This is a genomic window from Mesorhizobium sp. M2A.F.Ca.ET.039.01.1.1 (genome assembly GCF_003998035.1).
GTDB lineage: Bacteria > Pseudomonadota > Alphaproteobacteria > Rhizobiales > Rhizobiaceae > Mesorhizobium.
In genome coordinates this window covers 1-14,207 of sequence record NZ_RZRY01000095.1, presented here as the reverse complement: position 1 = coordinate 14,207, position 14,207 = coordinate 1, and the positions used below count along the sequence as shown (strand labels likewise).

Genomic DNA, 14,207 nt, shown 5'->3' with positions numbered 1-14,207 from the left:
GGATATAGTCGATGACGATGAGGTCGAGGCCGCGCTGGCGCTTCAGCCGCCGCGCCCGAGCCGACAGCTGGGCGATCGAGATACCGCCGGTCTGGTCGATGAACAGCGGGATCTTCTGCATCGTCTGCGAGCAGGCGACGAGCTTTTCGAAATCCATCTCGGTGATCTCGCCGCGGCGGATCTTCGACGAAGAAATCTCGGTCTGCTCTGAGATGATGCGGGTGGCGAGCTGCTCCGACGACATTTCCAGCGAGAAGAAGCCGACGACGCCGCCATTGGCGGCCTTGAAGGTCCCGTCGGCCTGCTGCGCCGGGACGTAAGCCTCGGCGATGTTGAAGGCGATGTTGGTGGCCAAGGAGGTCTTGCCCATGCCCGGGCGTCCGGCCAGCACGATCAGGTCGGAAGGCTGCAGGCCGCCCATGCGGCGGTCGAGGTCGCGCAGACCGGTCGAGATGCCGGACAGGTGGCCATCGCGCATATAGGCTGCGTTGGCCATGTCGACGGCGGTCTTGACCGCGTCGTTGAAGCTCTCGAAGCCGCCGTCATAGCGGCCGGTTTCGGCGAGCTCGAACAGCCGCCGCTCGGCGTCCTCGATCTGCTCGGACGGCGACATGTCGACCGGCGCGTCATAGGCGATGTTGACCATGTCCTCGCCGACGGTGATCAGCGCGCGGCGCGTGGCGAGGTCGTAGATAGCGCGGCCATAGTCGGTGGCGTTGACGACGGTGACCGCTTCGACCGCAAGCCGCACCACATATTGCGCCACCGTCATGTCGCCGACCTTCTCGTCGGCCGGCAGGAAGGTCTTGAGCGTGATCGGCGTCGCGATCTTGCCCATGCGGATCAGCTCGGACGCGACCTCGAAGATGCGGCGATGCAGCGGCTCGTAGAAATGCGCCGGCTTGAGGAAATCCGAGACCCGGTAGAAGGCGTCATTATTGACGAGAATAGCGCCGAGCAGCGCCTGCTCGGCCTCAATGTTGTTCGGTGCCTCACGATAAAGCGGCGTTTCCGCCGCGCCGAATTTCAGTGCCGCCTCTGCCATAATGTCCCCGATTTCGATCCCGCCTTCCTCGATACCAGAACCGGAAGATTCGATGCTGACCTTTCTGCAACAGTACGATTCTGACTGACCTTGATACTCGCGATTCACAGCCAAAATTTTCTGGTGGAAAGAATCGTCATTGACTCGAATCGAAGAGGGTGAAGATAACGCTTCGAACGAGAACAAAACAAGAAAATTCCTATCGCAGCGTGTCGCCCCAGTCCGCGCGCCGGGCCGTCTTGAAGACGTCGCCGTCGCGCTTGCTGAACAGTTGCTCGCCGGCGCTGCCGTCCGGCTGGCAGAGTTTCAGCACCACCTTGCCGGAGCCGCCTTTCGGCGGCGCCAGCACCCGCGCGGCGCCGGGAGGCGGCGAGATAGATGAACTTCTCGTCCTCCCACGGCACCTCGGCCTCCTTGACCAGACGATGCATGCGCGAGCGGGCGACGCGGCGCGAAAAATGGCACCAGTCGGGCGGCGTGAGCGGGCAGGGTGCAGCGTGCGGGCAGGGCGCCAGCATATGCGCGCCGGCGGCAATCAGTTGCTGTCGCGCGGCAAGGATGCGCTGCCAGCCGGCGGGCGTGCCTGGCTCGACGACGAGCAGCGTGTCGGCGGTCAGCTGCCAAAGGCGATCGACGAGCTTCGGCAGCGAGGCCGGCGCGACTTCGTCGAGCACATAGGCGATGCTGACGAGGTCGGCGGGCTTGAGGCTGTCGAGATCGATGGTGGCATCGCCGGCGACCCATTCGGTGCGGGCGGCGATCGTGCCGGCTGCAAGCGACTGCCCGACCTTGCGCACCGCGGCGCTTGCCTCGACCAGCATCGCCTGTCCCAGCTCCGGCCAGGCGTCTGCCGTGGCCCAAAGCATCGTGCCAGGCCCGGCGCCGATGTCGAGCAGGGTCTTGGGTTGGAAATCCGGTCGCGCATCGGCAAGCGCATCGAGGCTGGCGCGCACCGCGGCATAGGTGGCGGGCAGCCGCGTCGCCAGATAGGCCTTGACCGCCATCTCCTCGCCCATATGCAGGCGGCCGTCGCGCAGCTCAGCGCGGTAGCGTTCGGACAGCGTCCTTGCCGCCTGCCTCAGCGCCGGCAGCGGCACTTTCTCGAGCAGGCTGTCAACGCCTTGCCGGAGCGGGGCAGGAAGCTCCATCGCTCAAGCCCCGCGCGGCGCAAGCAGGATGACGGAGGCGCCGACGATGCAGATCGCCGCGCCGCCCAGGTCCCAGCGGTCGGGACGCAAGCCTTCGACCAGCCACAGCCAGCCAAGCGAAGCCGCAACGTAGATGCCGCCATAGGCGGCATAGGCGCGGCCGGCCGCATCTGTCTCGACCAGCGAAAGCAGGAAGGCGAACAGCGCGAGCGAGACGAGGCCGGGGAGAAGCCAGAGCGGCGACTTCTCCAGCCGCCACCACGCCCAGAACGAGAAGCAGCCGGCGATCTCGGCAAGCGCTGCGGCGATACAGATGAGATAGGTCATGAAAAAGGTCTCGCGAACGAGACCTTTTTCATAGCGTCACCGCGCAATGGCAAGCGGCAATGCGTGCCTACTCCACCGCCTTGCGCCTGCGCGTCGGCTTGGCCGGCCGGGCGGCAGGCGCTTCCGGCTCCGGATGGCCGTGGTCGCGCAACTCCAACGCCTTCTCGCACTTGGCGATATAGTCGCGGGTCACCGGCAGGGTGTCGTTCTTCTTGGCGAGCTGGAACTGGAAGATCACCAGGTCCTGCCAGCGGAAGGCGGCCTCCGAGGCGGCGAGATAGAACTCCCACATCCGACAGAAGCGCTCGTCATAGATCGCCTTCGCCTTGTCGCGGTTGGCGGCGAAGCGGGCGCCCCAATGCTTCAGCGTGTCGGCATAGTGCAGCCGCAGGATTTCTATGTCCGTCACCACCAGGCCCGACTTCTCGATCGCCGGCATCACCTCCGACATCGCCGGGATGTAACCGCCCGGGAAAATGTATTTGCGGACGAAGGCGCTGGTCGCCCACGGCACGCCGGAACGGCCGATCGTGTGGAGCAGCATCACGCCGTCTGGCTTGAGCAGCGTCGCGGTCTTGTCGAAGAAGGTTCGGTAATGGTTGACGCCGACATGCTCGAACATGCCGACCGAGACGATGCGGTCGAAGCGCTCGTTGATGTGCCGATAGTCCTTGAGCTCGAAATGCACGCGGTCCTGCAGGCCTTGCGCATGCGCGCGGTCGGTGGCGACGCCATGCTGCTCGGTGGACAGCGTGACGCCCTGCACGTCGACGTCGAAGATCTTGGCGAGATAGAGGCCGAGCCCGCCCCAGCCGGAGCCGATGTCGAGCACCGTCTGGCCAGCCTTGAGCCGCAGCTTGGCGGCGATGTGGCGCTTCTTGGCAAGCTGCGCCTCGTCCAGCGTCATGTCTGGCTGCTCGAAATAGGCGCAGGAATACTGCATGTCCTCGTCGAGGAAGAGCTTGTAGAGCTCGCCCGACAGGTCGTAGTGGCGCTGCACATTGCGGCGCGAGCGCGCGGCGGTGTTGATCTGCTGCAGCCGGCGGAAGGCATGGCGCAGACCCTCGATCGCCTTCGACCAGGACACGTCGATGCCGCTCGATCCCATGTTCTGGAACGCGATGCGCATCAGCCCGAGAATGCCACCCTCCAGCACGTCCAATTCGCCGTCCATATAGGCCTCGGGCACCGCCAGCATCGGATCGAAGGTGATGGCGCGCTCGGCATGCGACGTCTTGATGTGGATATGCACCGGCTCGCCGCTGCCGTCGCCGAACTTGTGCGTCGTGCCTTTCGGCCCAGTCACCTTGAGGTCGCCGACCCGCACCAGGCGTTCGAGAACGTGTTTCAACAGGATGTTCATGACCAAATGTCCCCTCAGTCGGATCACCCGGTAATCAGACTGGAATGCCTAAGCGAAGATGCCACAGCGCATCGCCCGCGTCCAATCGACGCGCTACGCTGTAATGTGCACAAGATATGGGGTGTCGAAAAGTTCCTTTTGGCACAAAAAAGCCCGGGTCTGAGACCCGGGCGTTGGTCCAGAAATCCTGGACGTCTGCGAGCCGAAGCGATGCTTCGGAAATGCAGTGATCAGGCGTTCTCTTCGCCGCCTTCGAATTCGGCGTTCGGGTCGAAGAAATTCTCCGGCCGGGCGTTGTCGTTGATGTCCTCGCCATAGATGGCTTCGGCGGTGGTCAGCGTCTCGCCCTTGGCCTGGCGCTCCGCCTCGTCGGCCGAACGGGCGACGTTGAGCGTCACGGTGACCTCGACTTCCGGATGCAGCGCGATCGCCACGTTGGAGAGGCCGATGGTCTTGATCGGCTGGTTGAGCTCGATCTGGTTGCGGTTGACGGTGAAGCCTTCCGCGGTGAGCAGATCGGCGATATCGCGGGTCGACACCGAGCCGTAGAGCTGGCCGGTCTCGCCGGCCGAGCGCACGACGATGAAGCTCTTGCCGTCGAGCGTCTCGGCGATCTTGGAGGCCTCGGACTTGCGCTCCAGGTTGCGGGCTTCGAGCTGGGCGCGCTGGCCCTCGAACTTCTTCTTGTTGGCTTCGTTGGCGCGCAGCGCCTTGCCCCGCGGGAGCAGGAAATTGCGGGCGAACCCGTCCTTGACCTTCACGGTCTCGCCCATCTGGCCGAGGCGGGAAATGCGCTCGAGGAGAATGACTTCCATGGTTTCGTTCCTTCGTCTGGGCGTCGATCAACGATCGACGTTGAATGAATAGGAACAGGTCAGGAAGCTTGGTGCGACCTCGCCGCTTTTGTCGCTGTCCTGCCTGTCTGGGCAGTTAGAGGCAATCGCCCCAACTCGGGATTTGAGGGTCAACCCGACGCGCCCGCCGCGCCGGTGAAAAGACCGGGCGGCAAAGCCGCCCGGTCGAACATATCAGCGAACCACGTAGGGCAGCAGGCCGAGGAAGCGGGCGCGCTTGATCGCCTTGGCGAGTTCGCGCTGCTTCTTCTGGCTGACGGCGGTGATGCGCGACGGCACGATCTTGCCGCGCTCGGAAATGTAGCGCTGCAGGAGACGCACGTCCTTGTAGTCGATCTTGGGCGCATTGGCGCCGGAGAACGGGCAGGTCTTGCGGCGGCGATGGAACGGGCGCCGGGTCGGGATCTGGTTGATGTCGACCATTATTCTGCACCCCCTTCAGAGCTTTCGCGCGGACGGCGCGGACCACGGTCGCCGCCGTCACGGTCGCCGAACGAACGCGGACCACGGTCGCCGCGGTCGCGGTCGCCGAAGGAACGCGGGCCACGATCGCCACGGTCGCGGTCGCCGAAGCCGCCGCGCTCGGAGCGCTCTTCGCGCTTCTGCATCATCGCCGAAGCGCCTTCCTCATGCGCCTCGACCTTGACGGTGAGGAAGCGAAGGACGTCTTCCGACAGGCCCATCTGGCGCTCCATCTCGTTGAGCGCGGGCGGCGGGCAAGTGATGTCCATCAGCGTGTAGTAAGCCTTCCGGTTCTTCTTGACCCGGTAAGTGAGGGACTTCAGTCCCCAGTTCTCGATCCGGCCGACCGAGCCGCCATTCGCGGTGATGACGCCCTTGTACTGTTCGACAAGCGCGTCAACCTGCTGCTGCGACAGGTCCTGCCGGGCAAGAAACACATGTTCGTAAAGAGCCATTATGTCTTTCTGCCTTTCTTCGTTTCTCTGTCCGGCCCTCGCGGCTAAGCCTCTGCAACTTGTCTGACCCGACGAAACGGGGAAGAAAGGAGCATCGCGAGACGGTCGAGAGCGGAGACACGGGAGGCTAAAAGCACTTCTGGCTTCGTGTCGCGGCTTCGAAAAGCCACGGCCCTCCGTTCAGCCCCCAGCAAGGACCGGCAGATTGGGCGCGTCTATATAGCAATTTCGCGGGAAGGCAAGGGCGGGAACGGGCCAGCATGACCGCAGAGTGTCGCAGGCTTCAGAAAAACGCCAGCGCAGCCAATACCCGATCTTGCGGTAATCGGGCTTTAACCACCCCAAAAGGTTGTATCCGGTACATGCCTTCATCGGCCCCAAGCCTGCGCCGGTTGGGCGGCAGCACGCATTCCGGAAGCACGGTCATCCCGTGCATCGCGAAGCCGCTCGAAGGCGGTGCTTTGGCTTTGGTCAGAATTTCCCGCTGATGTCGAACACGACGGCATCGCCCTTCATTCGGTTCTTGACCTCCAACTCGTGCGCCCACCGCAAAGTAAGATTCACACTCAGTCTTTCCGAACTCCGCCTTGTAAGACACCAGAGGTCCGATGGCGATCGAGCGGCCTTTGAAGCCGTCGTGAGCGTCGGCGAAGGTGCTGTCGTCATCCTGGAACTGGTACAAGAACCCGGCGATAGCCCCAACCGAGAAATTCTTGGTGATATTTTTTGTCAGCGCGAGGTCGAGATGCGCCATCGCGCCGCTGTAATAGTCTGTGTCTTCATTTCTGGTGTTGATGTCGACGCCGAACTTCGCGGAAAAATCCAATCCCTGTTCGGGGAACAGGCGGGTGAAGCCTACAGCCGGTGTGAACGTCCAGTAGTTTAGCCCGAGGAACACCAGACGCCCTTTGTCCCACAGGCCCGTCGGTGCGGTGACGGTCAACGAGGTCGAGACGAAAGTGTTCATGGCGTCGTTGTGCCAGCCGAACACGAGCGGCGCGACCGCAATGTCGCCGAGGCCGGCCAAGTGATCGTCGGCCTCGATCGGACCTAGAGACGCCTCCGCCTGGGACCAGGCGATAGGAACGGCTCCCTGGACCGCATAGGTCCAGTTTCCGGGAAGATGCAGTTCGGGTACATAGACGCCGGCAAGAGCGGTGATCCACATATCCGCTTTGAGACCGAGAGCCACGGTGTCGTTGCCGAACGGAATCTCGCCACTCGCCTTGCCATGGTAGTAGGCGTTCGAGATCGCCCAGTAGCCGACGCCGGAAGTCGGAGGAACGATGCCCATGCCGGGGCCGGCGGTGATGCCGGGTATGTAGCGGCCGGCCGCGGCCTCCGTCGCGTTGCCGGCGCTGCTGAAGCATGTCGCGGCGGCTCCGAGGCATCCTGCCATCAGGCGCATGATTGTCGCGGATCTCATATGCGTCCCCTTCATTTTTCCGGAAACAGGAATGTCAGCGTGGTTCGTATGCCCCATTGCGGTGCCCCCTGCGGCGCTTCGGCGTAGTATTTGGCGCCGACCTGAATGCTCATCGCCTGATCCCCGAGCTTGAACACCTGCGAAATGCCGAGATTGATCGGCACCGTCCATTGGTCGCTTTTCCAGTCATAGCTGGCCTCGGTGTTCAACGAGAGGGTGCGGCCGTGGCCGAGGCCATAGGATACGAAGGGTTGCACAAATGTCTGGCTGATATCGGCACGGTCATGATCACCTGCCACCGACCAGATGTGATTGCCGAGCACGCCGATCGTCCATGGTCCCGTCTGCTTGGCCAGAACGCCGGTTGGGCCGAGGCCGAACTTGCCGGTTCCCAGGAAATCATCGGTGGCGGTCGGCAACAGAAACACCGGGCCGATGCCCCAGATGATGCCGTTTGGATTGGGCGCCTTGGGCGACAGGAAAAGACTGGCATTGATGTCACCCAAGCCGAACACGTCGCCGCCCGGAGAATAGTCGCGATAGCCGATCGGGATGACCGTGCGCGAAAGGATCAGCCAGTCGTCGTTCAGCGAAATGGGAATGACCGGCTGGATATTGGCCGTATAGGCGAAGCCATGGCCGTTCGCGCCGGCACCGAAATCAAAATTGCTCTGGATCGGCACGCTGACCATGTTCGCGACAGGATTCGCGAGTTTCTTCGCCAGGTCGTCGGTGTCCTGGGAGACGGCCGGCGACACTGACAAAACTGCCATTGCCACGACGGTTGCACGTAAGCGCACGGCCTGCTCCTTCACTTCGCAGGCTCGGCCTCAGGGAACTTCCATTTGCCGTCGAGGATTTCGGCCCGCGGGCGATAGAGCCGCACCATGTAGTTCCAGCCCTCCATGATCGGCAGGCAGTTGGGGATCTTGCCATCGCAGCCGCCGAACCGGATCGCGACTGACCCGTCCTGATAGGCCTTGGCAGTGATGTCGTTCAGCGTGTAGGCGTTGATGGCGTTCTTTTGATAGTAGCCCTTCGCGTCGTAAAGGCTGATCGACCAGAACCCGTCGACGGGAACATCCTTGACCTTCAAAGTGTAGTTGGTTTTTCCATCGTTCTTTTTCGGCACCACATTGAGATAAATCGCATCCTTCGGGGCGTTGGCGCCCCATGCTGAAGCAGCGCCGATCAGATATTGGACAGGGTCCACCTCTTCTTTCGTGCCGAAGGCGCGGCGGGTATCGGTGACGGTGCTCGCAAGAACGAGCAAGGCTTCGCGAACTTTCTTCTGGCTTTCCTTGTCCCAGTTCGGAATCTCGAACTTGCCCGGCCCGCCTGGCTGCGAGACCTCGATCGCATCCTGCAGAGCATGGACGCGAACCAGGTCCTTTGGATCATTGGGGTCGACCAAGGTGCGAACGCCCGCCAGGACGTAACGGGTACCAACTTTCGCCTTGTCCAGTGTGTGCGGTCCGGCGCCATACTCGGTGGTCGTGTACTGATCCTCGCTGATGATCTGCAGCGACATGAAACGCTTCCCGGCATCGGGAAGCGTTATGGTCACCGGCCCTGCGTCGAGATCGAAGACGCGCGTGGAATACAAAGTGTCCCGGTTGCCGCGGATTACGGTCTGATGGTCGATGGGCAGAAGGTCCCGCACGTGATGCCAGCCACCAAATCCGCCACCCTTCACGGAATTGGAGAAATAGAGGTCCGTCTCGGCGCGAACGAAGTTATCGACTGTCACCGGCACAGTGCTCTCGGCGAATGCGACTCCTCCCATTGTGGACAGCGCGAACGCTGCGGCTATGATTGCTTTCATGGCGCTCTCCTCCACGCTCACCGGGCGGCTATCTTCTCGATGTCCGGCAATTGCCACGTCTTGTCGAATAGTGGCTTCTTCGGGCCATAAAACCGGAAGATGATCTCCCATCCGGCGCCGGATCGCGTCGGGGTCCAGTTCGATTCCTTTCCGGAGGGGGGCTTCGGCCCGAAGTACAGATCTACCGAACCGTCGGCATTGGCTTGAAGCCCGGGGGTGTTCGAACCTCGGCTGGCCCATTTCTGATCGCGTATCAGGCCGTGGGTGCCCCGATCGTAAACGGTGCCCGACCAATAGAGCGAGACCGGGGCATTGGCCGGCACAGTCAGACGGTAAGTCTTTCCGCCGTCCAGGGCTTTTCCATTCTTGTCTCGGATCGTCACGAGATAGAATTGGCCGGAGCCGAGGTGTTTGATGCTGGAGAAGGCGAACGAGAAAAAGGTGCCGCGATTGTCCACGGGGTAGACGCCAGGCTTGCTGAACAGATCCGACAAGCCTTCGCTGAGGTCGTGTGGAACAGGGAGAGCCCACTGGCTTCCCTCGTAGAACGACGGGGTGAAAAGAGCCTCGTAGCGTTGCTCCATCAAAGTCCGAGCCTCCGAGGCCGCTTGCCCGAGTACCTTCTTTGTTTCAGGACCGGGCTTGAAGGGCTTACCCTGCTCGATGCCGACAGACCTCAGATGGTCGATCATGGCTTTGTCGCGGTCGAGCCATGGTTCACGCTGGACGAAACGGTCGAGGGACTCGAAGAAGCGCACGTCGTAGGGGATCGTGCTGTCGTAGATCGTTTCAACCGCATCGACGAAGGTCGTCTGCGGCGGGCTGGCCGCCTGCGAGAGCGGATGCAGCTTGATCTGCTTGGCGTAGGCGACCGCCTTGGCGACATCCACTTCGCTGCCGCTGCCCACATTGGAACGCAGGAGCGCGTAGGCCATGTTCGTATCGGACCGCAGCGGAATGTAGCCCTCGGGGATCTGCTCACTATAGCCGGGAGGCAGGACGAGGTACTTGCCGCCCTTGCCCTTGTCCACGCCGGCCGGACCGACATCGTCGAGTGCCGCCTGCCAGGCATCCATGATGGTTCCTGTGATCTCGCCGCCCGTAGCCGACGGAATCTCGAGCACCATCGGACCCGCGTCTTTGGTATTGACGAAAGGCATCAGGTAGATCGTGCTGGGGTTGGGCGTCAGCGTCTGGTTCTTCCAGTCGGGAATCCGGGACCAGAATACGATCTGGTTTTCCTTCGCACCGGCTTTAATCGCCGCCTGCAGCATCAAATCGAAGTTGACCGCCGGCATGCCCCAGACAATCGCTTCCACAGCGCGACTGTGGGCGAGCCGTTCGTTCAGGTGACCTGGCGTATAGTCATGCGATACCGCGCCCGATTGAGTGAGGAGCAAAATCAGCGCTGCAAAACTGTATCTAAGCATTGTTCCCTCCCCGCGTCCTTTGGTAAGATTCTTGCGCTCACCAAACTTGTGTGTTGGCTCTTCAAGCCGTCACGATAGGGAACCAGAAGGAGAAGGTGTCGATCATTGAGGCGAACTCGGCCAGGGCTTCGCGCCTGCCTTCGACCTTCAATTCGTCCGGGAACCCCGCCTTCTCACTGGACTGGATCTTGTCCCAGTCCGCTTTGGTCAGCGAGACCTTCGCGTCGGCCTTTGGATCGACCTTCCTCGAATGGTTCAGGACGCCATTCTCGATTGTCAGCGTGTAGGCTTCCTTGAGGTCGGTGAAGTCAATAGTGACGGCAAGCTTCTTGCCGGCCGCCTTGTCGCTGTCCAGCCGAACAGCCAGATAATCGAAGGACATTTCGGGGGGCATGGCCTTGATCGTGTCCGGCCCGGCGGTCTCGATCGAGCCGGCATTTGGCACGCCGTGGCGCAGCTCCAAGGCACCTTGCAGGTAGACGGAACGCCAGGGGCCGGACTCGGCCTGGTAGCCCATCTGCTCGTAAGCGTCCGCCAGCAACTCCTTGGCAGCAGCGTTGCCGGCATCGGCGAAGATGACGTGCTTCAGAGCTTCCGCTACCCAACGGTACTCGCCGTTGTCAAAGTCGGCCTTGGCCTTCGTCAAGATCGCGGCCGGTCCGCCCATATAGTCAACATATTTCTTGGCGGCCTCCTCAGGCGGAAGCTGGTCGAGAGTGGTGGGATTGCCGTCGTAGAAGCCCATGTAAAACTGGTAGACCGCGCGGGAATTATGCTTGAGGGATCCGTAGTACCCGCGATTGTACCAAGCCTTGTCCAGCTCAGGCGGCAACTTGATCATGTTGGAGATTTCGACGCCGGTATAGCCCTTATTCATCAGGTTGACCGAGCGGTCGTGAATGAACTTATAGAGGTCGCGCTGCTTCTTCCAATAATCGACGATTTTTTCGCTGTCCCACATAGGCCAGTGGTGCGCCTGGAACTTTACGTCGGTGCCATCGCCGTACAGTTCAATCGTCTCATTGATGTACTTCGCCCATTCTAGCGCGTTGCGCACCTGAGCGCCGCGCAAGGTGAGGATGTTGTGCATGGTGTTTGTAGTGTTCTCGGCCATCCACATGGCTCGGAACTGCGGGAAATAGGTGTTCATCTCTGCCGGCGCTTCGGTTCCGGGCGTCAGTTGGAAAACCATGTTCACGCCGTCGATGGTGACTTCCTCGCCGCTTTGCTTGATCTCACGGGTCGGGAGGATAAGCCCCGAATTGCCATGACCGACCGTCTGGCCCAACCCGGCATTGACGCCGCCCTGTGGGCTGCGCGGCAGTAGCGGGCCGTACATATAGATTCCACGCCGGCCCATGGCGTTGCCGGCGATCACGAACTCGCTGATGGCATGCTCGGTGAAGGTTTGGGGAGCCAGGATCTGCACCTTGCCGGACTCAACATCGGCTTCGTCCACCAGCCCTCTCACGCCGCCATAGTGGTCGCCGTGGCTGTGGCTGTAGACCACCGCGAGCACGGGGCGCTGGCCGAGATGCCGGCTGACCAGCTCGTAAGCGGCCTTGCCTGTTTCCAGATTGCTGCCGGTGTCGAGTACGATCCAGCCCGTGTCCCCCTGGACGAAGGTGACGTTGGCGAGATCGAAACCCCGGACCTGGACGATGCGGTCATGGACGCGGAACAAGCCGTATTGCATGCAGAGCTGCGCGTTGCGCCAAAGGCTTGGATTCACGGTGTCGGGAGCCGGCTTGTCGATGTCGATGAATTTCTTATAGGTCTCCAGATCCCAGACGATCCCGCCATTCGCGTCTTTGATCATGAGCCTATCTGGCTTGGAGATGAGACCGCGCGTGGCGTTCTCGAAATCCGCGCGATCTTCGAAGTTCAGATACTTTTTGAGCGCCTCATTGGCGGCCTTGGTCGCCTGTGTCGCCGGCTTCGCTGCCGTACCCGTCGAAGCGGCCAGTGCCTCTGAGCCGCTCTGCGCCATTGAACTGAATCCCATGAGGGCGAGCGCCGACCCTCCCACAAACATGTCGCGGCGGTTGAGTTCGAACTTGCTCATGAAAGGGTCCCTTCTTGTCAGTCAAACGGCCTCGCCGCCTATTAGCTTCCCGTCAGCCGGCAACATTCGACTTCGGCGCCAGTGACCTCGGGGTTTCGGTGCTGGGCGATAGCCGCTTCGCATCCGCACTACCTGATGTTCGCGTAGAATTTTGAAACTGCGCTCCTCGTTCGCGCCAGCGTCCCGCCGAAGCCGGTGCTCGGTTACAGATTTGGCATAGGCAAAGGATGCGCGAAGTACGTTACGGTAAATGCTCTCGGACATTTCAAGCCATGCAGAAACTCGCGGGGCACGCAAAAGTAGTTGTCTCCGGCGCAATTCCTGCTCTTCCCGGTTTTGTAACCGTAACGAACTGGCTGTCTCGAAGCCTGCCAGCAACAATGCTTGGTGGCGGTGCAGGTGTCAGGTTGCAATAGATGATGGAAAGCGCGGTCTATAACAGGCGCGGCCTGATAAAGCTGATGTTGCGGCTGCCGGCGTTGCGGGGTCAGCTTCAAATCCTCACGGCATCCGATGCCGAGCTCTTGAATCTTTGCGGCGCGTACGAAGAGGCAAGCGCCACACTGGAAAAACTGCGCGCCCGTCCAACCGAATTTTTGCAACCTCAGATAGATGAATACCAGACCCTGTGCGAGGAAATCGAGAACGAAATCCTGTCGATATGTTACCAGCGCTCGCGCGCACAGAAATCCTGACCACAAATGGGAGGCCTCCATTAACCTATGCTGTCAGTCCTCTATGAATCCGCCCGGTTACATGCCATTATGCTGTCGGGACGCAGTAGTGGGGAAAATCTGGCAATAGAGGGCTCCCCATGGCAGGAGAAGAGGGTTCCTGCATCCTGTCGGCAGGCTCTGGAGTATCGGAAGATGAGGCGCGGCAGGAGCTGAGAAAGCTTCTTGCGGACGCGGATTTTCATTGCACGGAGCGCAATCGCAACTTCTTGTCCTTTGTGGCGGAAGAGACGTTCGCCGGGCGAGGAGCGTCGATCAAGGCCTACACGATTGCCGTGGAGGTGTTTGGCCGCCCCTCCAGCTTCGACCCGACGATGGACCCGATTGTGCGCATCGAGGCGACCAGATTGCGCGCCGCGCTGGTCCGCTACTATGAACACAAGCCGGCCGATGCTATTCGAGTGGAACTGCCCAAGGGCCGTTACATTCCGGTTTTCTTCCGCGAACGAAGAAACCTTGGAACGGATGAACCGGAAGACGAGGCGCCGCCGAACGCGAACCAGCCTGTGCCGGCGCGCGAGAGCAGCAGACTGCATCCGACATGGCGCGCGCGGTGGATGTTCAGCGCGCTCGGTCTTCTTGGCGGGGTGTCGCTCGGCCTGGGAGTGTTGTATTTCGCAAAGCCTGCTTTGCCGCCGCCGGTTTCGCAGCGTCCGGCAGTCGCGGTGGAGTTTTCTGGCGACCGCGACGATAGTTTGCACGTCCGCGAGGCGGTTTTGGTCGCATTGTCGCGTTTCCAGACGCTGAGACTTCTAGCCGACGATTACACCCAGGCGACACAGACCGCCGCGGTGACCCCCGAATACCGAATTTTGCTCCGGCTGCGAGGAAAGGACGCCGGCCGGTCGATCTGGTGGCAGGTGATCGATGCGCAGAAGGGCGAAGCGGTCGATACCGGAGAAACCGAGGCGCCTGCAAATTCGCTCTCGGACGATGCCTCGGCCGAGGAACTGGCTCGACGGCTTTCGCTTCGTCTTGCCGGCGGGAACGGGGTCATTAACAGCCGCGTGCTCGCGAAGGAGATGGAGGAGCCCACGCTGGGAAACGGCTGCGTGTTGCGCGCGTTTCAGGCG

Annotated in this window: 12 protein-coding genes and 2 pseudogenes; 2 read left to right on the top strand and 12 right to left on the bottom strand. The window is 61.5% G+C overall.

Annotation, left to right across the window (positions count from 1 at the left end; genetic code table 11):
- The 12 genes and pseudogenes from EOA24_RS10470 to EOA24_RS10415 all read right to left on the bottom strand — a co-directional run.
- A partial coding sequence (locus EOA24_RS10470) for a DnaB-like helicase C-terminal domain-containing protein (RefSeq protein WP_127409784.1) occupies positions 1–1,045 on the bottom strand: 1,045 nt, incomplete at its 3' end.
- A gap of 199 nt (positions 1,046–1,244) precedes the next feature.
- Positions 1,245–2,193 (bottom strand): annotated as a pseudogene (locus EOA24_RS10465) (small ribosomal subunit Rsm22 family protein).
- Positions 2,194–2,196: 3 nt separating this feature from the next.
- Positions 2,197–2,520, bottom strand: a complete 324-nt coding sequence (locus tag EOA24_RS10460) for a YnfA family protein (RefSeq protein WP_126078258.1) — start codon at positions 2,518–2,520, stop codon at positions 2,197–2,199.
- Positions 2,521–2,587: 67 nt separating this feature from the next.
- Positions 2,588–3,883 carry a cyclopropane-fatty-acyl-phospholipid synthase family protein gene (locus tag EOA24_RS10455; protein WP_126078257.1) on the bottom strand — a complete coding sequence of 432 codons (1,296 nt, stop codon included), beginning with the start codon at positions 3,881–3,883 and terminating at the stop codon, positions 2,588–2,590.
- Between the two features lie 230 nt (positions 3,884–4,113).
- Entirely contained in the window at positions 4,114–4,698 is a 585-nt protein-coding gene (gene rplI, locus EOA24_RS10450; protein ID WP_126078256.1) for a 50S ribosomal protein L9, read from the bottom strand.
- Positions 4,699–4,911: 213 nt separating this feature from the next.
- The gene (rpsR, locus tag EOA24_RS10445) at positions 4,912–5,160 is read right to left on the bottom strand and encodes a 30S ribosomal protein S18 (protein ID WP_006203718.1); all 249 of its coding nucleotides are present in this window, start codon (positions 5,158–5,160) and stop codon (positions 4,912–4,914) included.
- Positions 5,160–5,654, bottom strand: coding sequence for a 30S ribosomal protein S6 (gene rpsF / locus EOA24_RS10440; RefSeq protein WP_126078255.1), 495 nt, complete (start codon positions 5,652–5,654; stop codon positions 5,160–5,162). The genes rpsR and rpsF overlap by 1 nt, the downstream gene beginning before the upstream one ends.
- Positions 5,655–5,937: 283 nt before the next feature.
- The gene (locus EOA24_RS10435; RefSeq protein WP_189353901.1) at positions 5,938–7,062 is read right to left on the bottom strand and encodes a transporter; all 1,125 of its coding nucleotides are present in this window, start codon (positions 7,060–7,062) and stop codon (positions 5,938–5,940) included.
- 29 nt (positions 7,063–7,091) lie between these two features.
- The gene (locus tag EOA24_RS10430) at positions 7,092–7,895 is read right to left on the bottom strand and encodes a transporter (RefSeq protein WP_245467153.1); all 804 of its coding nucleotides are present in this window, start codon (positions 7,893–7,895) and stop codon (positions 7,092–7,094) included.
- Positions 7,892–8,866: a DUF1254 domain-containing protein gene (locus EOA24_RS10425; RefSeq protein WP_126083456.1), complete on the bottom strand. Its 975-nt coding sequence runs from the start codon at positions 8,864–8,866 to the stop codon at positions 7,892–7,894. Before EOA24_RS10425 ends, EOA24_RS10430 begins: the two co-directional genes overlap by 4 nt.
- A 56-nt stretch (positions 8,867–8,922) precedes the next feature.
- Complete coding sequence (locus tag EOA24_RS10420) at positions 8,923–10,335, bottom strand: DUF1254 domain-containing protein (protein WP_126078253.1); 1,413 nt, start codon at positions 10,333–10,335, stop codon at positions 8,923–8,925.
- A 61-nt stretch (positions 10,336–10,396) separates the two neighbouring features.
- On the bottom strand, positions 10,397–12,400 hold the full coding sequence (locus tag EOA24_RS10415) for an alkyl sulfatase dimerization domain-containing protein (protein ID WP_126078252.1): 2,004 nt from the start codon (positions 12,398–12,400) through the stop codon (positions 10,397–10,399).
- A 416-nt stretch (positions 12,401–12,816) separates the two neighbouring features.
- On the opposite strand from EOA24_RS10415, the gene EOA24_RS10410 reads away from it, so the two are divergent.
- On the top strand, positions 12,817–13,095 hold the full coding sequence (locus tag EOA24_RS10410; RefSeq protein ID WP_126078251.1) for a hypothetical protein: 279 nt from the start codon (positions 12,817–12,819) through the stop codon (positions 13,093–13,095).
- Between the two features lie 119 nt (positions 13,096–13,214).
- Positions 13,215–14,207: pseudogene (locus EOA24_RS10405) on the top strand (hypothetical protein); the annotation flags it as partial.

What these genes read in the sequence shown, in the direction of transcription:
- rplI (WP_126078256.1), bottom strand. Translation starts at nt 4,698, where the DNA reads ATGGAAGTCATTCTCCTCGAGCGCATTTCCCGCCTCGGCCAGATGGGC.
- EOA24_RS10435 (WP_189353901.1), bottom strand. Translation starts at nt 7,062, where the DNA reads ATGCGCCTGATGGCAGGATGCCTCGGAGCCGCCGCGACATGCTTCAGC.
- EOA24_RS10420 (WP_126078253.1), bottom strand. Translation starts at nt 10,335, where the DNA reads ATGCTTAGATACAGTTTTGCAGCGCTGATTTTGCTCCTCACTCAATCG.
- EOA24_RS10410 (WP_126078251.1), top strand. Translation starts at nt 12,817, where the DNA reads ATGATGGAAAGCGCGGTCTATAACAGGCGCGGCCTGATAAAGCTGATG.
- EOA24_RS10425 (WP_126083456.1), bottom strand. Translation starts at nt 8,866, where the DNA reads ATGGGAGGAGTCGCATTCGCCGAGAGCACTGTGCCGGTGACAGTCGAT.
- EOA24_RS10415 (WP_126078252.1), bottom strand. Translation starts at nt 12,400, where the DNA reads ATGAGCAAGTTCGAACTCAACCGCCGCGACATGTTTGTGGGAGGGTCG.
- rpsR (WP_006203718.1), bottom strand. Translation starts at nt 5,160, where the DNA reads ATGGTCGACATCAACCAGATCCCGACCCGGCGCCCGTTCCATCGCCGC.
- EOA24_RS10460 (WP_126078258.1), bottom strand. Translation starts at nt 2,520, where the DNA reads ATGACCTATCTCATCTGTATCGCCGCAGCGCTTGCCGAGATCGCCGGC.
- EOA24_RS10455 (WP_126078257.1), bottom strand. Translation starts at nt 3,883, where the DNA reads ATGAACATCCTGTTGAAACACGTTCTCGAACGCCTGGTGCGGGTCGGC.
- rpsF (WP_126078255.1), bottom strand. Translation starts at nt 5,654, where the DNA reads ATGGCTCTTTACGAACATGTGTTTCTTGCCCGGCAGGACCTGTCGCAG.